The 23,527-nt window shown below is 45.6% G+C and carries 20 protein-coding genes; 8 read left to right on the top strand and 12 right to left on the bottom strand.

Annotation, left to right across the window (positions count from 1 at the left end; translation table 11 throughout):
* Positions 1-66: 66 nt before the first annotated feature.
* Positions 67-369, bottom strand: a complete 303-nt coding sequence (locus tag KIK04_RS17140) for a YunC family protein (protein WP_232274821.1) — start codon at positions 367-369, stop codon at positions 67-69.
* Positions 370-668: 299 nt separating this feature from the next.
* Between KIK04_RS17140 and KIK04_RS17135 the strand changes: the two genes are divergently transcribed.
* Positions 669-1,208, top strand: coding sequence for a hypothetical protein (locus tag KIK04_RS17135; RefSeq protein ID WP_232274820.1), 540 nt, complete (start codon positions 669-671; stop codon positions 1,206-1,208).
* 146 nt (positions 1,209-1,354) lie between these two features.
* On the opposite strand, the gene KIK04_RS17130 is transcribed toward KIK04_RS17135, so the two are convergent.
* From KIK04_RS17130 to KIK04_RS17115, 4 genes are all read right to left on the bottom strand, one after another.
* Positions 1,355-3,271 carry a putative bifunctional diguanylate cyclase/phosphodiesterase gene (locus tag KIK04_RS17130; RefSeq protein WP_232274819.1) on the bottom strand — a complete coding sequence of 639 codons (1,917 nt, stop codon included), beginning with the start codon at positions 3,269-3,271 and terminating at the stop codon, positions 1,355-1,357.
* Positions 3,272-3,300: 29 nt separating this feature from the next.
* A complete protein-coding gene (locus tag KIK04_RS17125; RefSeq protein ID WP_232274818.1) occupies positions 3,301-3,678 on the bottom strand; it encodes a DUF423 domain-containing protein in 378 nt (125 codons plus the stop codon).
* Positions 3,679-3,834: 156 nt separating this feature from the next.
* Entirely contained in the window at positions 3,835-4,524 is a 690-nt protein-coding gene (locus KIK04_RS17120) for a response regulator (RefSeq protein WP_442951099.1), read from the bottom strand.
* Positions 4,521-6,140, bottom strand: coding sequence for an ATP-binding protein (locus tag KIK04_RS17115; RefSeq protein WP_232274816.1), 1,620 nt, complete (start codon positions 6,138-6,140; stop codon positions 4,521-4,523). The genes KIK04_RS17120 and KIK04_RS17115 overlap by 4 nt, the downstream gene beginning before the upstream one ends.
* Positions 6,141-6,377: 237 nt before the next feature.
* Here KIK04_RS17115 and KIK04_RS17110 point away from each other — a divergent pair, with 237 nt between their 5' ends.
* The 5 genes from KIK04_RS17110 to KIK04_RS17090 all read left to right on the top strand — a co-directional run bounded on the left by KIK04_RS17110 (position 6,378) and on the right by KIK04_RS17090 (position 11,277).
* Entirely contained in the window at positions 6,378-7,397 is a 1,020-nt protein-coding gene (locus tag KIK04_RS17110; RefSeq protein ID WP_232274815.1) for a tripartite tricarboxylate transporter substrate binding protein, read from the top strand.
* 23 nt (positions 7,398-7,420) lie between these two features.
* A complete protein-coding gene (locus tag KIK04_RS17105) occupies positions 7,421-7,888 on the top strand; it encodes a tripartite tricarboxylate transporter TctB family protein (protein WP_232274814.1) in 468 nt (155 codons plus the stop codon).
* A 12-nt stretch (positions 7,889-7,900) separates the two neighbouring features.
* Positions 7,901-9,436 carry a tripartite tricarboxylate transporter permease gene (locus KIK04_RS17100; protein ID WP_232274813.1) on the top strand — a complete coding sequence of 512 codons (1,536 nt, stop codon included), beginning with the start codon at positions 7,901-7,903 and terminating at the stop codon, positions 9,434-9,436.
* A gap of 25 nt (positions 9,437-9,461) precedes the next feature.
* Positions 9,462-10,904: an NAD-dependent malic enzyme gene (locus tag KIK04_RS17095; RefSeq protein WP_232274812.1), complete on the top strand. Its 1,443-nt coding sequence runs from the start codon at positions 9,462-9,464 to the stop codon at positions 10,902-10,904.
* Positions 10,905-11,094: 190 nt separating this feature from the next.
* Entirely contained in the window at positions 11,095-11,277 is a 183-nt protein-coding gene (locus KIK04_RS17090) for a hypothetical protein (protein WP_232274811.1), read from the top strand.
* 114 nt (positions 11,278-11,391) lie between these two features.
* Here KIK04_RS17090 and KIK04_RS17085 read toward each other — a convergent pair whose 3' ends face one another.
* A complete protein-coding gene (locus tag KIK04_RS17085; protein WP_232274810.1) occupies positions 11,392-11,952 on the bottom strand; it encodes a Uma2 family endonuclease in 561 nt (186 codons plus the stop codon).
* 135 nt (positions 11,953-12,087) lie between these two features.
* Between KIK04_RS17085 and yhbH the strand changes: the two genes are divergently transcribed.
* A complete protein-coding gene (gene yhbH / locus KIK04_RS17080; protein WP_232274809.1) occupies positions 12,088-13,239 on the top strand; it encodes a sporulation protein YhbH in 1,152 nt (383 codons plus the stop codon).
* Positions 13,236-14,684 carry a SpoVR family protein gene (locus KIK04_RS17075; protein WP_232274808.1) on the top strand — a complete coding sequence of 483 codons (1,449 nt, stop codon included), beginning with the start codon at positions 13,236-13,238 and terminating at the stop codon, positions 14,682-14,684. Before yhbH ends, KIK04_RS17075 begins: the two co-directional genes overlap by 4 nt.
* A gap of 114 nt (positions 14,685-14,798) precedes the next feature.
* Here KIK04_RS17075 and KIK04_RS17070 read toward each other — a convergent pair whose 3' ends face one another.
* The 6 genes from KIK04_RS17070 to KIK04_RS17045 all read right to left on the bottom strand — a co-directional run bounded on the left by KIK04_RS17070 (position 14,799) and on the right by KIK04_RS17045 (position 23,367).
* Positions 14,799-15,230 (bottom strand): MarR family winged helix-turn-helix transcriptional regulator, encoded by a 432-nt coding sequence (locus KIK04_RS17070; protein ID WP_232274807.1) that lies wholly within the window; start codon positions 15,228-15,230, stop codon positions 14,799-14,801.
* A 275-nt stretch (positions 15,231-15,505) separates the two neighbouring features.
* A complete protein-coding gene (locus KIK04_RS17065) occupies positions 15,506-16,195 on the bottom strand; it encodes a hypothetical protein (protein ID WP_232274806.1) in 690 nt (229 codons plus the stop codon).
* A gap of 161 nt (positions 16,196-16,356) precedes the next feature.
* Positions 16,357-17,271, bottom strand: a complete 915-nt coding sequence (locus tag KIK04_RS17060) for an EamA family transporter (protein WP_232274805.1) — start codon at positions 17,269-17,271, stop codon at positions 16,357-16,359.
* A gap of 391 nt (positions 17,272-17,662) precedes the next feature.
* Complete coding sequence (locus KIK04_RS17055; protein ID WP_232274804.1) at positions 17,663-19,756, bottom strand: hypothetical protein; 2,094 nt, start codon at positions 19,754-19,756, stop codon at positions 17,663-17,665.
* On the bottom strand, positions 19,740-21,896 hold the full coding sequence (locus KIK04_RS17050; protein ID WP_232274803.1) for a DUF8727 domain-containing protein: 2,157 nt from the start codon (positions 21,894-21,896) through the stop codon (positions 19,740-19,742). Before KIK04_RS17050 ends, KIK04_RS17055 begins: the two co-directional genes overlap by 17 nt.
* Positions 21,871-23,367, bottom strand: a complete 1,497-nt coding sequence (locus KIK04_RS17045; RefSeq protein ID WP_232274802.1) for a hypothetical protein — start codon at positions 23,365-23,367, stop codon at positions 21,871-21,873. Before KIK04_RS17045 ends, KIK04_RS17050 begins: the two co-directional genes overlap by 26 nt.
* Between the last annotated feature and the right edge of the window lie 160 nt (positions 23,368-23,527).

Here is a 23,527-nt window from a genome sequence, read left to right as displayed (position 1 = left end):
ACTCATTGTGTTATCTTAACCATAACACAGGCAGTGTCCGCCTTATTTTGTTCCACGCCAATCGCCTTACGTCATACGAAGTAGTGCTTCTCTTCCTGACATACCTGCATAAATGCCTAATTGCTCGGCTGAATGCGTCACCGACTCTAAGGGAGCCTCAAGTAATTGTTCTAATGTCCGCACACCAACTGCGCGGCCAGCAATAATGCCGCGATCTTTGAGCCGGTCATTCAACAGCCCTACATCGAGTGCTCCGCACATAATATATCCGTGGTCCGTCGAAATGGACAATAGGGTCGTTTTGGGCAGCAGCACTTCCACCCCAAGTACCGTATGTTGCTCAATCGTTATGGGCAGCAAACGAATCATAACGGATGACCTCCTTTACTACACAAACTACATAATCGATAACATCGTATGCTTTCCCTGCTCTAATGTGCACTTGTAACAAACCGTTTTCGATACGAACTGTTTATTATTTGTGAATCTTCTAGATCATTCTATTCCTATCAAAATAGTTAAACATTCATCATTTCGACATATTTTTCACACCACCATCCGAAAAATAGTTCTAAAGAACTATTTTTGTTCATGATTCGCCTTATTATAATGGTTTCATCTAGGCTGAATGGTCAGGGCTGGGGGATTATATCAATATGATCTATCCGATGAAATCTAACCGATCGACGTACAAATTTAACGTCGACATCTTGATTCAGGGTGATTCCAACGCAGCTGCATTGGAAAAGCTACTGAACCTACTGCAAAACGAACAAGACATTCTCGATTTACAAGTTCAATCAGGCACGCAATTAGGCACTCTTGTTCAGCTCATGGAAATGATGCAGCAGCAAAACATAGAGGAAACGCCTTTTGGATTACGGAACGGTTCAAGTGACACAACAGTTGACGCAACAACAGTCGATGAAAATCAACAACAAGCGCCGAAAAAGAAGCAAGCCCAACAACCCTTGCATTTATCAGGGGGACTACACGAATTGTCTGATGTGGAGAAACAGATTGAGCAATTTATTCTCCATAAGTCACTAATTCGGATGTTTATTAACAAAGGCAAAGGTGTCAAGATAAGCATGCCTTGCCGCGTTCTAAACTACGATGCGGAGAAACAGTTGTTAAATGTGTACCACGTTGATGAGAAACAAGTTTACGCTTTTCATTTATTTGAAATTGAAGAAATGAATGCGTAACCGTTAGCTAGTGGTGATTGTACTCCACTTGTGTAAAGTAAAAAAACAGCAGCCGTTAAAAGAGCGAATCTTTTAACGGCTGCTGTTTTTCGTCTAGTATTATGCACAACCACACATTATCTTTATCATCATGCACTTCATGCACTTCATGCACATCTTTCACGCATCATCGATTCAAACTTTAAGCTTGGCAGCGGTGGACTGAAAAAGTAGCCTTGAATTTCATTACACGAATGATCCTGCAAAAATTGCAGTTGTTCTTTCGTTTCTACCCCTTCAGCGATCACTTGCATCTTCATATTGTGTCCTAACGCAATAATGGCCGACACAATAGCAGCATCGTTAGGATCTTGCTGTAAATCACGCACAAATGAGCGATCAATTTTCAACCGACTAATCGGAAAACTTTTCAAATAATGGAGTGAACTGTACCCTGTACCAAAATCGTCGATACTGATACCTACACCCATTTCGTTTAATTTGGTTAGCATATGGGACGCTCGGATACCATCCAGCGTCATACTTTCCGTAATTTCCAAGTCCAAATAGCGCGGCTCCAATCCTGTCTTAGACAGTACTTGTTCTACGGTTTCCGCTAAATTTTTCATTTCGAATTGGCGTACAGATAAATTCACAGACACAGGAATAGGCGGCAAACCTGCATTTTGCCAGAGCTTATTTTGCCGACACGCTTCTTCCAGCACCCATTCTCCTAACGCTACGATAAAACCGTTTTCCTCAGCCAACGGGATAAACAATCCTGGTGAAATAATACCACGTACAGGATGATTCCAGCGGACAAGCGCTTCCACACCAACTATTTGTTGTTTGCTCATATCAACTTGCGGCTGATAGTACAACTCGAACTCGCCTCTTACTAACGCAATCCGCATATCGTTTTCTAGCGTTAACCGCTCTAGCGACTGATCGCTCATATCTGGCGTATAGAACAAAAATCCGTTTTTCCCTTGGCTCTTTATACGTGACAAAGCAATATCCGCCTGTTTCGCTAAGGTGCCTGCGTCAGACATATGCAGAGCTTCTTCCACCATTGTAATCCCGATGCTCATCGTTACATGCACCGGAATATCATTAAGCAGGAAGGGCTCCTCCATCGCAGTAAGCAATCGTCGCACGCGCTCCGCCACTTCTTGCTCGGACTGCACATTCGTTAAATAACAGGCAAACTCATCCCCTTCTAAGCGTGCCAGCATATCGTTCTCCGTTAACGAGCGCAGTAGCCGCTCAGCTGTTTGCAACAACAGCATATCCCCGCAATCCGTACCAAACGTATCGTTGATCCGTTTAAACCGATCCAGATCCATCATGACGATAGCCATGCAAAACGGAGAGTATGCCGTCATTTTTAACGCACCCGACAAACCTTGCATAAACATTCGTCGATTAGGCAAGCCCGTCATATCATCGTAGTAGGACATATAGCTGATTCGTTCCGATAAATGTCGATTCAGTTTCGTGTCCTGCAAAAATACAGCGTACAAAAGAGAATCTGTCGGAGACGAGTCGGTTATCGTACCGCTTGGCATAAACGTAATGGCAGCCGCCCAATCCATACGATAGCCTTGCTTGTGCAGTCCGACAATGTTAATTTGCACGTCCTGCCCTTGCCTAGCTTTCTCGAGCGCCACTAACATCTCATTCACATGCCGCTCATCGATAATTTGAGCTAACGTTTGCACGTCGTCGTATTTATAGCTCGTCGCTTCACGAAAAGCTGCATTCATCCCCATAATTTGCCCATCTTGACACACAAAAAGAGCAGGAATGGGCAAGTGTTCATGCATACGACCACACATCCCCAGTACTTCAACCGTTGATCCGTCCGACGTAATTGAGCCCACATATAAATTCCGCAGCTTCCGAACTCGCCACTCATTCCATAACATGCCCGCAACAACGAGCATAGCAGCACTGAACACGATCCAACGCCACTGTTCCTGTGCAACTACAAAGGACCATAGGCACACCGCTATAAAGCTCGCCAGTATTCCGTATGCAACCTTATCGTAGATTGCAGAATAAAGATCCCCATTGTATTTCACAGCATCTCTTCCTTCCGACATCGTAATTGCTATCGCTTATGTGCGCTTACAGACAATGCAAGCATAAGCCAACCAGCAATAAATGCCACCCCGCCTATCGGCGTAATCGCACCTAACTTGGTTACACCTGTAAAGCAGAGCAAATACAGACTTCCGGAAAACACAATAATACCTATCCATAGCAGCCTTGCTGCCCACAGCGCCTTGCGCTGGTCAACCAACTTGTCAGCCAAGAGCGCAATAAGCAAAATTCCAAGCGCATGCGACATATGGTACTGTACAGCTGTTTCGAACGTAGCTAACCGTTCTGGGGTTAGAATTTTTTGTAATATATGGGCTCCGAATGCGCCCAAAGCAACAGACAGTAAAGCATTTAGACTGCCAATAACAATGTATTTTCGTAACATGATGTCAGCTCCTTCAAGCGTTATGTATTCGGCAATATTTAACTACAAACCACGATCTAATCTTATATGAAGAAGCTCTATTTTTCCATCATGAATTCATGAACATACATTCCAATTTAGTGAACAATCATGCAAAAAATAGTGACCAAAATCATATCATATTTGCATACTACGATATACACGTTCGGGACGACCTACCGTGCCATAGTAAACATCCGCACAAACTTTCCCTTGTGATACCAAATATTCCAAATATCTTCTGGCTGTAGAGCGGCTTATGCCTAGCCGACTACCTAAATCTTCGGCAGACATACCTTCTTCTGTCTGCGTAATAAATGTAATAATTTTATCTAGGGTCAGCTTATCAATACCTTTCGGATATAACTCCTTTGCCTTTACATCTAATCGCCCGTGAATAAGCATATCAATTTGCTGCTGACTGACAGATACATTACTATGGGACAAACGTGTTACTTCTTGATGGAATTGTTTATACTTTTCTAACGTTTCCAACAGTCGCTCATAGACAACAGGTTTAATAATAAAGTCGAATACACCGCCTTGAATCGCCGCACGAACAGACTGCATATCCTTAGCGGCTGTAATCATAATCACATCTGATTGCGGCGCATGCTGTTTCATATAACGAAGTAATTCCAGCCCGCTCATATCTGGAAAAAAGACGTCAAGCAACACTAAATCAGGCGTCAATATGTCTAAATGCTCCTTAGCCTGCTGCTCATCCGTCGCAATACCTACGACCGTATAGCCGCTCGCTTTTTCAACAAAGCGGCGATTTATTTCTGCAATTCGCACATCGTCTTCAATGATGAGCACTCGGATCATAAACATCCCTCCGCTGTTGCGTGATGATCGGACAATGGATTAACTTTCGGAATAATGACCGTAAATACAGTTCCTTGCCCTCCCTCGCGCGGTTGATAAGTAATCATCCCATGCAAGTCATTAACAGCCTGCTTCACAAGCGCAAGTCCGAACCCGCGATGCTGACCTGCTTTTGTCGAAAAACCTATGCTAAAAATATCGTTGCTGTACTGCTCGGCAATGCCTGTACCTGTATCTTCAATTTCGATAATTAAATCTGTCCCCAGATCGGTTAAAAAGATTTGTACATCTTTCGTATCCCCTGCGGCCTGCACGGCCTCCATCGCATTATCAATCAAATTTCCAACTATCGTCACCATCTGGTTGCGCTCCAGCGTCACAGGCACATCTCTGAAGCTGCTGTCCGGATGAATGTGCAGACTCACATTCAATTCATTAGCACGATTAAATTTACCAATCAGCAAGCCCCCAATTACCGGATCTGGAATTTCATGCATAATAAATTGAAGCAAATTGTGATGAAGATTCGATTCGCTCGTAATGATGTCAATCGCTTCTTGATACGATTCCAACTGAATTAAGCCCGCGATCAGATACAGCTTATTCGAATATTCGTGCGTCTGAGCCCTTAAGCCGTCTGCATAGGTGCGCAACTGCGAGAGCTGCTGGGTTAACAAGTACATTTCCGACTTGCTACGAAAGCTAGACACAGCACCAACAACCTGCTGCTGATGATTCATAATCGGTAGTCGATTAGCGACGATCACTTGATCCCTAATTATCGCTTCTTTATCATATTGAGCCTTTCCGGATTCAATCACTTCCATTAGCTTCGTATGCGGATTAACCGCCGAGATCGGCTTCCCTACAACGTCTTCCGTACGATTCAGACCAAGCATATGTACCGCAGTATGATTAACAGTCGTAATGACACCCTGACGATTAACCGCGATAATGCCTTCGCGAATAGATTCCAATACGGCTTCCTTCTCTTTATAGAGCATCCCAATTTGAGCAGGCTCTAGACCATGGATCGCTCGCTTAACATTACGTGCAATAAGGACGGCACCTAGCCCGCCTAACAATAAGGCTAATGTTGCCCAAACTAGTATGTATTTTTGGTATAACATAATTTCTTCTTTAATATCTGTTAATAGAAACCCGACGGAGACGACCCCAATGACGTTATCCTGATCGTCAAAAATAGGCGTCTTGCCCCGCAAAGATAAGCCTAAGCTCCCCACAGCTTCAGAAACGATCGATTTCCCTTCAAATACAGGCTCGTTATCTCCGCCGATCATAGGCTGCCCAATGCGGCTTGGCACCGGGTGCGCATATCGTATTCCGGCACGATTACCAACAGTAATAAATTCAGCTCCTGCATGCTGACGAATTTCTTCCACAATCGGCAAGATGGCTGCTGTTGGATTAGGATACGAGAAAGCACGGCGTATTTCAGGGATGGAGGCTACCGTTTTCGCAAGGTGAAGCGCTTCCAATCCTTTCTGATCTTTAAGTGAAGAAGTCCACATTCGCTGCAACGTAAACGACAGGCCCATGATTACGATTGTGACTAAAGTGCAGATGAGCAGCATAAGCTTCGTTTGCAGCCGCATATTCGTCCTCCAACATTGTGATATCGTTCCTTTATCTTAAAAGTGCTTGTTACTTTCTACCAGTATACCATCTGTGAAGTTTGTGTGAATATGATGAAATTTCTGTGAACAATATGAACAAAATGAATTTTATTTTCTGTATAGAACTTATGACCATAAACTATTCGGACGTAATGCACAATGATAAGATTCATATTGTAAGCGTTATCATAAAATTTATAATGGGGGATTAGGAACATGACAAAGAAACCGATGAGATGGAAACTCAGTATCATTGCCATTATAGCTGCATTATCATTGTCTGCTTGTAACGCTTCTACAAAATCGGGAGACTCCAGTAAGTATCCTGAAAAACCGATCGTGGTTGTCGCTCCTTCTGGCGCAGGTGGCGGTTGGGATAAAACAGCACGCTCCTTGACCAAAGTGTTGACCGATACGAAATTGGTGTCCCAAGCTTTGACCGTTGAGAATAAGCCAGGCGGTGGCGGTGCTGTATTTATGGCCGAATATGCGACTAAAGAGGTAAATAACCCATACAGCCTATTCGTCAACTCCCCGCCTATCCTGATCAACAACTGGAAGGACAGCGGAAATAGCCCTTATGGCTATAAAGACACTACTCCACTCGCACAGTTGACGAAAGACTACGGCGCTATCGTTGTAGGTGCTAATTCGAAATATAACGACATGACTTCTCTGTTACAAGATATCAAAGCAGACCCGACTAAGATTACGGTAGCGGGTGGCTCTGCACCAGGCTCCATGGATCACTTGATCGCTGTATTGCCAGCATTTAAGTTCGGTATTGATCCAAAATCGGTCAAATACGTGTCTTATGATGGCGGCGGTGAGGCGATGGCTGCATTGCTAGGCAACAATGCCGATGTAATCGCGACAGACGCTTCCTCGATTGGCGAGTATTTGAAAGCTGGCAAAATTAAAGTGCTTGGCATCACCTCTCCAGAACGTTTAGGTGGAGACTTGAAAGACATCACGACGATGAAAGAGCAAGGAATTGATGCGGAGTTTACGATTTGGCGCGGCCTGTTCGGCCCTAAAAACTTAGGCAAAGATGAACTTGCTTATTGGGATAAAACGATTAAAGAGCTCGTCGCAAAAGATGAGTGGAAAAAAGAATTGCAAGCTAACGGTTGGGAAAGCGAGTATCGCAACGCAGATGAGTTCAAAACGTTCCTCGGCGAACAAGAAACACTCATTAAAGTGTTGTTGGACGCTCTAGGTATGGTAAAGAAGTAATCTTGTGGTGAGGAGTCCTTTACATGAAAATACGGTTTGACAGCTTAGCAAGCGTTATCTTTTTTCTAGTCGGCACGGGCTATCTCCTTGAGAGCCGCAACATAAGCGAATCCGCTTATGGCAGTAGTGTCGGCCCTGATATTTTCCCAATGGGGTTAAGCATTATTATGATGCTGCTTAGTGTGAAACTGTTCTTTGAATCGTTAAAGACTCCGCTCTCCAATGAAAACAATAATGAACAGCAGAAACCGGATTATGTTCGGTTTCTGCTTATATTGGGAGCGGCGTTCATTTACGCTTATTTCTTAGAAGATATCGGCTACGTCATTGGGACATTTATTTTCTTATTATTCTGTTTCCAAGTGCTCGAGCGCGGTAAGTGGTTAACTTCCATTCTTGTTTCCGCTGGTTTCTCGGCGGCTGTATATGTACTGTTTGTAAAAATATTACAAGGTACGCTGCCGGGCTTCCCGGAATGGCTACCGCTTTAAGGAGTATATGCGATGGATGTACTAAACTATTTAGCCGACGGCTTTGCAACGAGCTTGTTATGGTACAACTTGCTGTTCGCCTTCGTAGGCGTCCTGATCGGAACAGCAGTCGGCGTATTGCCAGGCATCGGACCAATGAGCGGCGTCGCCTTGCTTATTCCGGTGACAAGCTCATTAACGTCCGGGATCGGGCTCAGCTCTGGCGATGCCGCGACAAGTTCGATTATTTTGCTAGCGGGCGTATATTACGGCGCTATGTATGGCGGCTCTACGACGTCCATCCTGCTTAACACGCCGGGAGAATCATCCTCCGTCGTGACGGCACTGGATGGCTATCAAATGGCAAAGCAAGGCCGCGCTGGCCCTGCCTTGGCGATCTCTGCGATCGGATCATTCTTCGCAGGTATCGTAGCTATAGTCGCACTCGTCTTTCTTGCTGAACCGTTGTCGAACGTGGCGCTGATGTTCGGTCCGGCAGAATACTTCTCGCTCATGCTGCTCGGCTTGGCCGCCGTAAGCGGACTTGCTGGTAAATCGATGACCAAAGCGTTGATGATGACGATCCTCGGTCTTATGCTTGGAACGGTTGGAATTGATAGCGTTACGGGTGTATCTCGCTTCACCTTTGACTACGCGCCGCTCTTTTCCGGCTTTGAATTTTTGACGATTGCAGTCGGTTTGTTTGCACTCGGTGAAGTGTTCAAGACTATTATGGAACGTGATTATGGCAACAACCGCGAAATTATTAAGATCGGCCGTATTATGCCAACGAAGCAAGATATGAAAGAAAGCACGGGACCTATTTTGCGTGGTTCATTTCTCGGATTTCTGATCGGCGTACTGCCAGGTGCGGGCGCAACATTAGCTTCCTTTTTCAGTTATATTACCGAGAAGAAGATTAGCAAAACTCCTGAGAAATTCGGCAAAGGCGCGATTGCAGGAGTTGCTGCACCTGAAGCTGCAAATAACGGTGCTTCCGGCGGCGCTATGATTCCGCTACTCACGCTTGGTATTCCAGGCTCTGGTACAACAGCTATTTTGATGGGCGCGTTTATGATGTACAACATTCAGCCAGGCCCACTGTTGTTCGATGACCACCCTGAAGTGGCGTGGGGCTTAATCGCAAGTATGTTTATCGGTAATCTCATGCTGCTCGTATTGAATATGCCGCTCGTTAAAGTGTTTGCCAAAATTATCGAAACACCTGCACGCTATTTGCTGCCGATTATTATTGCGATTTCAGTATTCGGCGTGTACGCGGTGCAAGTTAGCATTTTTGATTTGATGCTGCTACTTACTTGCGGTATTATCGGCTATTACTTGGCTGCAAACGACTTTCCGATTGCACCAATCGTACTCGGTCTCGTTCTTGGGCCAATGATCGAGAACAACTTGCGTCGTGCCTTAACGGCGTCGAACGGCGACTTTATGATTTTCCTAACGAAGCCGATGTCAGCTGTGTTTTTACTGATCGCGTTGCTCTGGCTAGTCATTCCTCTCATTTTAAAGTTAAGAGGCAAAAATGTTGTTATAAATGAAGAGGGTTAACTTTTTCGAAAAAGTGGTGAAATGGATGAATTCGCATAAATTTGGTTCTGGTGGTCAAGGAAAAAGCTTTATATTGCGCTTAGAAATGTTGACAGACGAGGTCAACTTTGTTCAAGTGGCCTCAGCTATCTATAAGCACGATGGTGAAATCGTTGCTATCGATATGATTCAAACGAACCCGACAATGACGGTACGTGACATGACCGTTACGGTAAATGATACGGTACAAATCGACCATATTGTTGAATCGATTCGGAAATTACCTGGTGCGACTTTGCTGCATATTTCAGATCGCACATTTCTCATGCACTTAGGCGGTAAGATTGAGATGAAACCTAAGCATCCTGTTCAGAACCGCGACGATTTATCGCGGGTATATACGCCTGACGTGGCGCGGGTATGCATGGCTATTCACGAAGATCAGCGTAAAGCGTTTACGCTCACGATGAAGCGCAACACGGTTGCCGTTATTTCTGACGGCTCAGCCGTACTCGGCTTAGGCAATATTGGCCCTTACGGTGCAATGCCCGTTATGGAAGGGAAAGCGATGCTGTTTAAGCAGTTTGCAGACGTTGATGCAATTCCGATTTGCTTGGATACGCAAGATACGGAGCAAATTATTAGTATCGTGAAGTCGATTGCCCCAGCATTCGGTGGCATTAACTTAGAAGACATCTCTTCGCCGCGCTGCTTCGAAATTGAGCAGCGTCTCAAAGCGGAGTTAGATATTCCGGTGTTTCACGATGATCAGCATGGAACGGCCGTGGTGTTGTATGCAGGCTTAATTAACGCCTTGAAAATTGTCGGCAAGCGCCTTGAAGATGCGAAGGTCGTCATTTGCGGCGTCGGCGCTGCTGGCGTTGCATGCAGCAACATCTTGTTGAAAGCGGGCGTACGAAACCTCATTGGTGTAGACCGCGAAGGTGCCCTTGTGCGTACGCAGAGCTACAGCAACCCAATTTGGCAAGAGTATGCCGAGCGAACTAACCCTCACTTGGTGACAGGTCAGCTGGGCGAAGTCATTAGAGATGCCGATGTGTTTATCGGTCTCACATCTGGCGGCCGCGGTCTTCTGTCTCGTGAGCAGGTACAAACGATGGCCAAGGACCCCATCGTATTCGCAATGGCGAACCCGACGCCGGAAATTCAACCCGAGGCGATTGTCGACATCGCTACTGTAATCGCTACAGGTCGGTCGGATTATCCGAACCAAATTAACAATTTGCTCTGCTTCCCTGGCATCTTCCGTGGTGCGCTCGATTGCCGCGCCTCTACGATCAATGAGGATATGAAGCTGGCAGCAGCTGAAGCGATTGCGTCCACGATCTCGGACAATGAATTAAATAAGTCCTATATTATTCCGAGTGTGTTTAATCCCGCCATTGTGGAGTCCGTGCGCAAGCGTGTAATTGAAGCGGCACTTCGCACAAATGTAGCACGTCGTATCCCACGTGAATATCGTGTATAATAGTAACAAACGCAGCCCCAACCTCGCGTTAGCGAAGTAAGGGGCTGTTGTTTCCGATTCGTTAAAAACAATGTTGCTCAAACGACACGCTCGTGTTAGTCTAACATCAGATACGATGTTCGATATGAACCGCTAGGTTAACGATCGACACCTCGTAAAGATGTGATATTGAAAGGAAGGTTTCATCACGATGGAAACCAATGATCAGAAGAAAACAAGTTTGGCAGATGCCGCTAAAGCCCTTTTGGCTAAGAAAAAACAGCAACAAGCGGACCAAAAAAACGGCCAATTCGCCGACAAGTCCACTAAAGCGCTTAAAAGCCAAAACAACAAAAAGCCAAACAATCAGCGCCGTCGTACAGGCGGATCTTAATATTTTGGCCCAGAACCGAACATCAAGGCATGGCAGTCTCTAAGCTGCCTAGAGCTGTCGCAGTGCTACATGGTAGCCGGCGATAGCTCTATTTAATTTGCCTAGCTATCAACACTAATGGAACACCTCGGCTAAATGTATAGTGAACTCATGCAGGGCAAATGAGCGCAGTCGATCTTCCTTTCCGAACACTTCCCGCTTGCGATAGCTTCCTTCCTCGAAGCCATACACTTCTATCGTTAAATGTGTAGGATCCACAATCCAATATTCCGCAACGCCATATTTTTCATAAAGCTTAAACTTCTCGTTCCGATCTTTAAGTGCCGTTGAAGGCGACAATATCTCGATAACTAATTTAGGGGCACCTCGTACGCCTTTTTCATCAATTTGCTCTGGATTACAAATGACCGAAATGTCGGGCTGACAAACGTGGTCTGGAGAATGATATTCCCCCTCCTCACTAAGACGCACGTCGAAGGGTGCTACAAAAGGCTCGCACTTTGTACCTTTTAGAAAAGAACGTAGTTCAAAATAAAGACTGCCCAAAATTCGCTGATGCTCAGTAGAAGGCGCGGGGGTCATGTTGTAAGGCACATCGTAAATGAGCTCCCATCTTCCATCCCACTCTTGAATATCGGCGTATGTGTATCTAGGATGCGGTTCAGGATTTTTCATTACCTGTTCCCTCGCTTTTTAGTGATATACCACGTAGTTTATCATAGTTCTTCGCTCCCATCACATAACACCCCGGAAAATGAATATATTGATTAAGAGCAACTATTCTTATCAGCGATCAGGAGGTGCCTCATAATGGATTCACGGACGTTTATTGTTTCCCGCGAAGACTGGTCGCTCCACCGTAAGGGCTACCAAGATCAGGCGCGTCATCAGCAAAAAGTGCGCGAAGCCATCAAGCAAAATCTCCCCGATCTCGTTACCGAGGAGAACATCATTATGTCAGACGGCAAACAAATCATTAAAGTTCCGATTCGGAGCTTAGATGAATTCCGCTTCGTATACAACTTTAATAAGAAGAAGCATGTCGGGCAAGGCAACGGCAACAGCAAAGTCGGAGATGTGCTCGGCACAGACAGCCAGCAAGGACAAGGCAAAGGGCAACAAGCTGGCAATCAGCCTGGAGCAGACATCGTTGAAGCCGAGATCAACATCGCGGAGCTGGAAAACATGTTGTTCGATGAATTGGAGCTGCCTAATTTACAGCAAAAAGATAAGGACCAGTTGGAGACGATAGAGATTCGCTTTAACGATATTCGTAAAAAAGGAATCATGTCCAACATCGACAAAAAGCGAACGATCTTAGAAAATTTGCGTCGCAACGCACTTTCCGGCACCCCTGGCATTCACGGCATTAACCCGGAGGATTTGCGCTTTAAGACGTGGGAAGAAATCGTGAAGCCCCATTCCAATGCTGTCATTATCGCGATGATGGATACGTCGGGATCGATGGGTTCCTTTGAAAAATATTGCGCTCGCAGCTTCTTCTTCTGGATGGCACGCTTTTTACGGCGTCAGTATGAAAAGGTGGAGATCGTGTTTATTGCGCACCATACGGAAGCAAAGGTCGTGAGTGAAGAAGACTTTTTTACTCGCGGCGAAAGCGGTGGAACGATTTGCTCGTCCGCTTATATTAAAGCGTTAGAAATTATTGACCAACGTTATCCGTCGTCGAGCTATAACATTTATCCGTTCCACTTTTCGGACGGGGACAATTTAACGAGTGACAACGAGCGCTGTGTAAAGCTCATCACAGAAATGTTAAAGCGAACAAACATGTTCGGATATGGCGAAGTCAATCAATATAACCGCAGCAGTACCCTCATGTCAGCATATCGCAGCATAAACCTACCTAATTTTATGTATTATGTCATTAAAGAAAAGGCAGAAGTATATAAAGCACTCAAGCACTTTTTTAAAAAGCAGCCGGGAGGGGTGCGGGCATGACATCCGATGAAATACGGCAACTGGAATACGCGATTGATGAAATTACGGAAGTCGCCGCAGGCTTTGGACTCGATTTTTACCCGATGCGGTATGAAATTTGCCCTTCCGACATTATTTATACGTTCGGAGCGTACGGTATGCCCACCCGCTTCGGACACTGGAGCTTTGGTAAAACGTTTCACAAAATGAAAATGCAATACGACTTCGGCTTAAGCAAAATTTATGAGCTCGTCATTAACTCCAATCCGTGCTATGCCTTTCTTCTTGATGGCAACTCGCTGATTCAAAATAAGCTGATCGTGGCACATGTGCTAGCCCACTGTGACTTTTTTAAGAACAACGCCCGCTTTGCCAATACGAACCGCAACATGGTCGAGTGCATGTCCGCCACAGCAGAACGAATTATGCAGTATGAAATGGAATATGGCTCCCAAGCTGTAGAAAGCTTTATTGATGCTGTACTCGGTATTCAGGAGCATATTGATCCACAACTCGTACGGCCGCAGAAGCTTGATAAGCAGCGCTACATGGAGCTTAAAATGCGCCAGCAGCGCGAGGGTCAACCACCTAAACCACAAGGAGTCTACGACGACCTATGGTCACTCGACGAAGCGAAGGCAGCCCTGAAAGGTGGACTTCGTGATGAAGCTTCGGAACGCCGCTTTCCACCAGAACCAGAAAAAGACATCGTCTGGTTTATTCAAGAATTTTCGCCAGAGCTTGAGGACTGGCAGCGTGACATCATGACGATGCTACGTGATGAGATGCTGTATTTCTGGCCTCAAATGGAGACCAAAATCATGAACGAAGGTTGGGCCTCCTACTGGCACCAACGCATTATCCGCGAGCTCGATTTATCGACATCCGAGACGTTTGATTATTCTAGCTTGAATGCTTCTGTCGTGCAGCCGTCGCGTAATAGTCTGAATCCCTATTATTTAGGCTTGAAAATATTCGAAGACATTGAGAAACGCTGGGATAATCCGACGAAAGAGGAGCAGGAACGGCTCGGTCGCCAGCCCAACCAAGGCCGTGACAAAATATTTGAAGTTCGCGAGCTTGATTCCGACAGCTCGTTTATTCGGAACTATTTGACGAAGAAGCTGACAGACGACTTGGATTTATACGTGTTCGAGAAAAAAGGGCCGGAGTGGAAAATTACCGACAAGTCATGGGAAAATATTCGCGACCAGCTCGTCTATTCTCGCGTTAATGGCGGTTTCCCCGTCCTTGTCGTGCAAGATGGCGACTATCAGCGTGCAGGGGAAATGTATCTCAAGCATCAATACGAAGGCATTGAGCTTGATCTCAAGTACTTGGAACGCACACTGCCTTACGTGTACACGCTTTGGGGAAAGAGCGTTCATCTGGAGACGATTGTCGAGGAAAAAACGGTACTATTCACGTATGACGGTAAGAAAGTGTCGCGCAAGTTCGGCACATAAGCACGTCGACATCGCAGCGTAACATGTTATTGCAACCAGGCTCTTGCATCCAAGCAAGAGCCTTTCCTACACATGTATGTACTCCCCATCTCAATAATCTCCAGTAGCCATTGGCTAATATTTATTGAAATTTTGCTCCATCCGCTCCAGCCAACAGCGAAATAACGCCATTTCCTCGTCTAAGAACGATTGACGCAGCAGTTGTTCACCTTCTTCCATAATGCGTAAACAATCTTCCTTGAGTAAAAGACTCTTTGAAGTTGCATACAAACGATTAGCCCGTGTGTCCTGCTGATCTTGCTCTCGTCTAATAAATTCTTTCTTTTCTAAGCCACGCAATAAAAACGTTAATGAAGCCGGCTGTATACCAAGAATTTGTCCTACCCTTTTTTGTGTTAATCCTTCTTGTTCCCACAACGTCAACAGCACGCTTAATTGTGAGTTCGTCAAGTCATATTGCTCCAGTCGCTGATCTAGGTAGTTGCAAATGTTTCGATAATTCTTTTTTAACCAAAATGAGATTAAAGATTGCATCCCTTGCGTCATGCGACTACATCCTTTCTTGCAAAATCGATATTTCATAGTTCAACTGCTCATTCATATTACCCAGCTGCAGCTCACTCACACTCCCCAGCTTATCCCCCTCTCTGTACATCATTTCGTATCTCTGTTCATCATTCCTTATTGTTTGTAACCTTTAACATATAATATTGAAACTCCCATACAGATTACAATAAGGAACAATTTTACAATCTCTTTTTTTTACATTCGACGCCAGATATCAAAATTCCTTTTCCAAAATGCTTAACTCTACCTAAAACTCAGTGAAGTTGCGCTTGGAAAGTTCGTTCGATATAATGCATCAGTCGTTCATACACCTGTAAATACATATCTCTCATTTTGGTGTCACCCACATGGATAGAGAACATCAGCAACTCATCCAACTGTCGCTGAAGCATCCAATGGGCTAGCGGCTTATCTCCATGGTAAAGCGCGTATATCGCTGTTTTTAGCGTGTACAGCCACCGCAGCCATTTCATTTCTACGTCATCTGACCATTCATGCCTAGGCTCGTCCGCTGCTAACAGCTGCTCTTCCATCGAAACGCTTACTTCCACCTCTTCTAAGCATACATTCGTTTGCTCACTAATAAAGGAAAGATGACAAATCGGCAATTTAGCTCCTTCACGCTGATTAGGATGCCACTCGCCCAATTCACACCTAACTGTTACTATTTTAAAGTCATTTGCATGCATACTGCCTAATACGACATTCCACTCTTTATTTATTTCAACGCCTTCATATCCATAAATACTCTTGATCGTGGATGGAGCAACAGGTTTAATGTGTAGCATCAAAGTTCCAGTAGTGGCATATCCCTGTTCTGTTATATGTAAATTGGCACGCATTGCATTGGACCAAATAATAAAAAAAACGATCTGTGCTGCCTGCGTAACGGAGTGCTTCGTAAAGCCTGGAACGACGTACAGTGGTGATATAGAGACTGACAAGATGATACCCCTCTTTTCTAAACTTCGTTCTTTGATTGTCAAATGTATGAATATATGATCAATTAAACACTTTTATACAACCTTATAAGTTTCGACGAAAAGGTCTTTTTTCCTGCATCTTTGGACCTAATTATAACAAAAAACGGAGGCTGCGGCCTCCGTTAGGTTTGTTCTTGATTAGTTGTCATCTTGGTTGAGCGACGTTGGCGAACAGCTACAGCGATTTGCGGCACACAAATGCCGATAAAAATGAGAACGATTCCTAGCCATTGCAACCCTGTTACTTGCTCCTGCAAAATGATAACAGATACAATAACCGCAGCCGGCAGTTCAGCCGCTCCTAGTATGGTGCCGAGACTAGTGCCTATACGTGGGATACCTATTCCGAAGAAAATAACCGGAATGACGATGCCTAGCAAGCCTATTGCTAGGCCATATTTCCACAATCCAGAAAGTAATGCTCCATCCCATATAAAAGTAGGCGGAAATAAAATAAACACGACGAGCATGGCGCTTGTAATCATCGTCAGGCTCCGATTGAGAACAGGAACGGTGACAGCCGCACGACCACTAACAAAGATGTACAGGGCAAATGACACCGCTGACAGGATACCAAACAGAGCACCCTTCCATGTTAGCCCGGATATCCCCTGCTCCAACAACCCTCCCGCCAACACGGTACCCACAAGTAAAATAGCTACAGCGCCTATTTGTCCGTTGTCAGGGCGGCGCCGCGACACAATCGCATCAAGTAGTATGCCTATCCATGTAAATTGAAATAAAAAGACGACCGCGATGGATGCGGGTAACTCCGCAACGGCAACACCGTACGTGATCGATGTGAAGCAAACAGATAGACCGCAGCCTAATAGCAGCAACACATGTTTCAACCCCATTTTGTGCCGTGAAAATAAGCCTGTAAGTACAAGCAGCAGTAACCAACCGAATACATATTGTCCCCCGATAAGTTGTTGCACAGTAAAACCTGCTTGAATGCCCAACTTCATCATCGTGGACACGGCACCATAACTACATGCACCTAAAAATACAAGCAGCGCATAACGAAACGCAACCATTCCCTAACTTTCCCCTCTCCATTGAACTTAATCTCATTTCTCGTATCACAAGTAAAGTAGCAAACAGCAAGCAGAGCACAACAGTCCAACGGCATACCAGCAAACGGAAAAACAGCGCAGCGGCGCGGCAAAACAGCAAAAAACCCCCTGTCAACAGAACAGGGGGCGAACGAAATCAAAGATAGCACGGCACGAATAGCTATGCAATCCTGCAAAATTTCGCCTCTTAGCCACTACGATACTTGCCATGAATGGACTAAGTTTGGTACACGAGTTTATGTCCATATTTTAGCGAAACCCTTTGTCACTTGTCAATCCGCTCACGAGTGCACGTCCCTAACATCCTCGCTTGCGTGTCCCCCTTCAACGCACAAGACAACTACCGGGAGACTTAACGCGTACCATTTTGGAGCCAGTCCAGCAGTAATCGACCAAGCTCATGTTTGCCAACCGTAATTTCTTGATTGTGCTGACGGGCTGGATATAGTTGCAAAAAAATGCCTGGTGGTTTTTCCTGCACCACCGGATCGCTTCCATGGAAAGTGGGCGAAGTCGACGAATTTGACGTACCAGCTTCGCCTCTTTGCTCCGCTGCACTCCGTTCTCCACCAGGATAGGCACATATGACCTGATAGATACAACGACGGCGATAGGTGCCATTAGCTGCTGCGTAGCAAATCGCCCAATACTTGCTCATTTGCAAGGCCACCTTCGTATTGCCAGCATCGCTGTACATCGTACGCAGGCGGCGATACTTCGCTTCGATGATAATGGACGTACAATACGTGTTGCTTGACGCTTCGTACAAATCGAGCCGAATGTCAGGGCGACGGTTCCATTCCACACTATAAAAAGAAGTCCCTTTTATGCGGGCTGTTTCCGGATCACCTTCTACCAAAGCATCGTAGTGTGCCACGATTCGCATATCATTTTTCGTAAATGTTAATGCATACCCAGTAGGCAATCCGTTCCAACCATTAGCAGAATGGTGCTTAGCACTTGTTCCGTTTGCGATGTTATCCGTTAGCGAGGCTGTTCCATGAAGTTGATTATCGTTGTATACAGGCTCCACCTGGAACCCGCATTCTTGCAGCACCTCCACAACGGTAAAAAAGACGTAATACTCGTACACTTGCGGAGTTGAACGGTAGGCAGGCACAAGCGTGACAGCTTGGGCAGCAGCTGTGTCTGCCCCCGTCCTTGCGTGTTCCCACAAGGTACGTACTAATCGTGGTGCCCACATATAACCGTCCGGCACGACGCGCGGCATCACCGCTTCAATAGGCCGCCAAAATCGCGACTGCATGCGCCTTTGCAGCGATTCTAGCTCACGTTGGCAAATTAACGAGATCGCTTCCAGCTCTGAACGACGCTGCATCACCGCTTCGCGGTCGCGCTGCTTCATCGTCAATAACTTACGCACTTGCTCTAGTTCTTCATCAGCAACGTAACGCTGATCTGTCATTTTACGCTCTTTCTCTTTGCCTTCTTCCCATTCATTCATCAGTTTGGCCCACTGCTGCTGCACGGTCGCTTCTGTTTGCTTTAAAGACTGCTGTGCCAGTTGCAACTGCTGTAGCAACTGCATCGTCCACCACTTGACCGCTTGATGGGTAGAGCGGTCCGTCTCCGGCTGCATCCGACGATTATAATGTTTCGTCCCTGCATATTGCACGCCGCGTGCACTTGCCTCCCACTGCACGCTGCGTGTAGTCGCTCGACGCGCAACTGATTCGACGGCATATACGGGAGTTAAGCGATTCGCACCATGCTCTTCCATCCATCTTAAGGCTCGATTTAAGAGCGGCTCTACTCGTTTAAACCAAGTGAATAAACGCCAATCCGCTGCACGGTTTGTACCTTGAACCGCAACCGTCCCGTGTGACGTCGATTGTGATTGGACGAACCAATTGAAAGTAAGTCCAGATACATGCTTTTCAATAAGCGCATGCATATCGAGCAGTTCGCTCTCCGATACGTTTTTAGGCGTAATCTTATACATGCCGTAATAACTAATTCCGTTACAACGTACTTCAAGTCGGTATTGCCCACACGGCCAAGGGTAATCGACTTTATCTTGAAAACGGTACAGATCTACCCGGGGCTGCGCCGCATAAAGCCGAACAGGTTTCACATCTTCTTCATCCGCAACAGTCGGGTCCCAGAACAACTCGATCTCAACATTCGGCTCCGCAATAAGCTGTACGGACAGCTCGACGCGCTCCTTAAAAGCAATCACTTGCGGATTGTCCATATACGAAGGAGCAATAAACGTTTGCAAACCTACACCAGGCATGACCTCCACCGTACTATGTTCACGGCCGATCCCCACGTGAAAAAGGAGCCGAAAAAGCGGCTTGTCACCGCTTGTTCGTTCATGTTCATTGGGCATGTGGGCAACCTGTTGGCTGGGACGATGACTATACATTTGACGCGTATGATGAGGTTGTGCAGTGCTAGGAAACTCACTATGTTGTATAGCCATACGTCATCAACTCTTTCGCTTTATGCTTCAGCCACTCCATACTGTGCTGAAAAGAGGATACTCGCTGCGCTGATTCACTGAGCAACATATGTGCAACACGTCCCGGTTCATATTCCGTGTTGTTTACATAGCCGATCAGCTCACCGACGGCCGTTTCTGTACCTGTTATTTTCGTGAGTACGCGCTGTTTGAGTTGGATATCAAACGCTACGCTTCGTAATATGAGCTGCTCACGTTCTGCTGAACGCGGAATATTGCGTACATAACGCGCAATACCTCGCGCTACCCGAAACGAAATGCCAAGCTGTCGATCACTGACTTGCAGCACATGATGCAATTGATCAAGCAAATCAATTTCGGCTTGAGTGAGCCACTCTAATTCACGGCCAGCAGGAGCGTTCCATTCATGCCGATACGCATAGCCCGTAATCGGCTGCTCGTTACCAGCCGCTTGGGATTTATAGCCGCTACGATGCAGTTGCTGAACCTCACGAAACGTTAACTTGCGTGGAAATATAACATTCGCACGATCCAGCAAGCGACTCGAAAAAGTCTTTGTCGTTTCATCAAAATTGACTGTACCTACAAATATAACGTTATCACCTATACGTAATTCAGGAGGCGGCTGCCGTAACAGATGTGCATGCGGATTTGAACCGTGTTGCTCTTCGGCTTTCGTCTCGACCTGCTCTTCAACCTTGCGATACAAGCGCAACGTACGCTGTGAAGCTTCAACTTCCAAAATAGATATAAACGGGCTGAACCAATGCTCAACCTGCGACAAGTTCATTTCATCAAAAATGACCATATGCAGCTGTTCGGGATACTGTTGCGCGTGCATCAACAAACTAACAAGCCCTGTTTCACTTTCATGGTACTCATTCGTCACCGGATTATAAAATCCGAGAATGTCATTAGGTTCGTGGTGAGCAGGAGATATCGGAACGAGCAGTAAGTTGGTGCCGTAGGTTAATCCGAGTGCTTCGCCATATAGACGAGCGAGCTGAGATTTCCCTGTACCTGACATACCGCCTATAATGGTCAACATGTTCGTCTTCGCACTAATATGGAAGTTGCATAAATCTTGCGAGTCATAGTAAAGACCTTTCGTGTGTGCCCGATCGCGAAGCCGCTCCAAGAAGCGAAGCTCCTCTGGATCGGAGCTTGGTAGTCCATCCTGATAGGCTTCCGTACCATTAGTCGCTAGTTCGGGTAAGGAAGAAGCTAAAGTTGGCTGTGCTGTGCTTGGTTGTCTTGATTCAACCACAGCAGCTGATAGCGAAGTGACATGGCTCAAGACCAATGCTTCGTGGCCTCCATTGCCTACCGCTATTTCCGAATTCCGATCCGCAATCATGGCTACGCGTAAATATTGCCCATCTATAGACACGCGCTGTTCAATAGCTTCCATCGCCGCTTCATTCATAACGAGCATATGATCGTCATAACGGGCCGCTACTCCTTCAAAAAAAGTGTCGGTTACTGGCATACGAATAATTTTTTCAGGTGCATGAACGTAATAAGTTGTACTGACTGTAGGATGCTTTGTCCATAGTAAATTTGAGTATAAATAATGGTCATAATATATCCAGTGTGGGGTCATTAATATGTTAGGATGATGTAATAGTTGTATGGGAGACCCGTTGATAAGTCTATTTTCTAATGAAGCTCTCGATTCTTGCAGCGATAGATGAGGTTGTGGAATAAGTGTGTAACGAGAGGCTGGAGTTATATCTTCAATTCTTAAAATGTCGAGCATTAGAAACATATTATTAGAAGATAGAGAAAATAATATCAGTTTGTTTTTCAATCGTTCTTTAAGCATTTCTTTACGCTGAATCGGTAGTAGCCGATCGTAGTTCGGAATAAGTTTACTACGTATTTTTTGCACATTATTATAGCTTTTCGTACTTCCACGAAAAATTCGATTTGAATAAATAAAGTGTCGGGATAGCTGCTCAGGTATATCGTTTAAACACGTTAAATTAAATAAAATATACTCATTTTCTTCATCTTGAAAGGTCACGGGTGCCTCTATAAGTGTATTGGCCAGCTCATCTTCTGTCGTTAAACGTCCGACGAATACACATCGTTTAAGCTGTAGCTCGGTATCCTTACTCAATTCCGTTCGCAACTTCATGTTCAACAGCCCCTTCCACATAATAAATGACCTTCCGAATCAGCATCGCATCTTCTCCGCTAACAAAGCGATAACTAGCCCGATGCGCTTTAAACATCCGCTCCCAAATAAACGTCCGCTTCGTCTCAATCCCATCTGTATCAATAAACCAATGGACAGCGCTCGCTTCCTTTCGCAAGCGATACTCTAATTGCTCATCTGTATCTACGCATATGAGAATATTGGCCGCCACAAATCGTTCCAGTTGACGATCACGATTAAACGTAACTAACCGAACAGGTTCACGGTTAATTAAATATGCCCGATTGGACGGCGAATCAGTAAGCTCCACCCGCTTCATTGCCGCAGCTTGTTCTGCATCCGCTTGCGCCTGTGCATATGCCTGTACTTGTGCTTCCACTTGAGCTTGTGCATGTGCCTGTGCTTGCGCTTCCATTTGAGCTTGAGCCTGTGCTTGCGCATTACTCAGCTCATTCACAAGCTGCCGTAACTGTTCGAGCTGATGTTGCTGTTGAGCACGCTCCTCTTCAAGCTGTTTATATTCGTTGTTTAACACATTCCGCTCAGCCTGCCATTCTTCGATTTGTAAACTCCAATTTTTCTTATCCTCATTCCAACGCATCGTATCCTTCTCTCGCTGCCGATCAAAACGTGCTAAATCCTCCATTGCACGTTGGCGTTCCTGCTCGTGTAACTTCTCTACCTCATGAAATTGTTCGCTCCGTTCCACTGTCATCCGAGCAATATCTAGTGCAACGAGACGAAACAATAAATCGCGTTCCTCTTGCGTCCATACCAGCCATTGACCTAAGGAAGTTGCAGCAAGGATCGCGTAATGGCCGCTTGGCAACATCTCCTCGCTCGCCATAAAAAACTCATTTAATGGAACATTGGCATTAAAATTATCCGCAATATGTTGCTCACCACTATATACGGATACGCAACCTTCTATCCAGCCTTGCTCTAAGTCATTTTTCCGCAGCTTCATCACCAAACGATGCAGTTGCTGTTCCAACGTCAAATCTTTTAGCAGGCCATGCCACAGTTGCCGCCCTTGCTCAACGTTACTCTGTATGACAGCCCCGTGTTCTTTTACCCACTCCGGATAGAGTTGCACCGCTGCGACTACTTGCCCTGCTGGCTTTAACTCATTGCCAAAATGAAGCTGCGCAATAAAAAACTCAGGCTCCATCGTTGCATTTTCATCATGGTGTAAAAATGTATATTTACGAATCGTCGCAAAATAGAACTTATGCAAAATCGCGCCCACATCGGATAACCCGTTCAGTTTTTCCATCGTCTTTTTACGGAGAAGCGGAGCTGGAACGTGCCGAAGTGACTTATTAAATCCAGGTATGATCGGCTTTACAATCGGAGCAAGCGCTTGAATGTCCGACTCATCGAGCAGCGCAAGCAGCGTGGGGACCCAAGAAGTTAAATCGACTGATGGCTCTAGCGACAACAAGTTCATGTAGAAACCCCTTTCTTTTAACGTAACTAGGCAATGTTTTATAAGTTCATTCGACAGTCTTTAAACCATTTCCTGTTAATGAAACTTTTTTTATTTAAAAAGAGAAGCGAATCAATCGCTCCCCTTCTAAAGCTGAATTTATTAAAAATACAGCTTCTTT

It is taken from the genome of Paenibacillus sp. 481 (genome assembly GCF_021223605.1).
Classification (GTDB): Bacteria; Bacillota; Bacilli; order Paenibacillales; family Paenibacillaceae; genus Paenibacillus_B.
The sequence above is the reverse complement of the archived record's forward strand: the minus strand, read 5'-3'. Positions and strand labels throughout refer to the sequence as shown.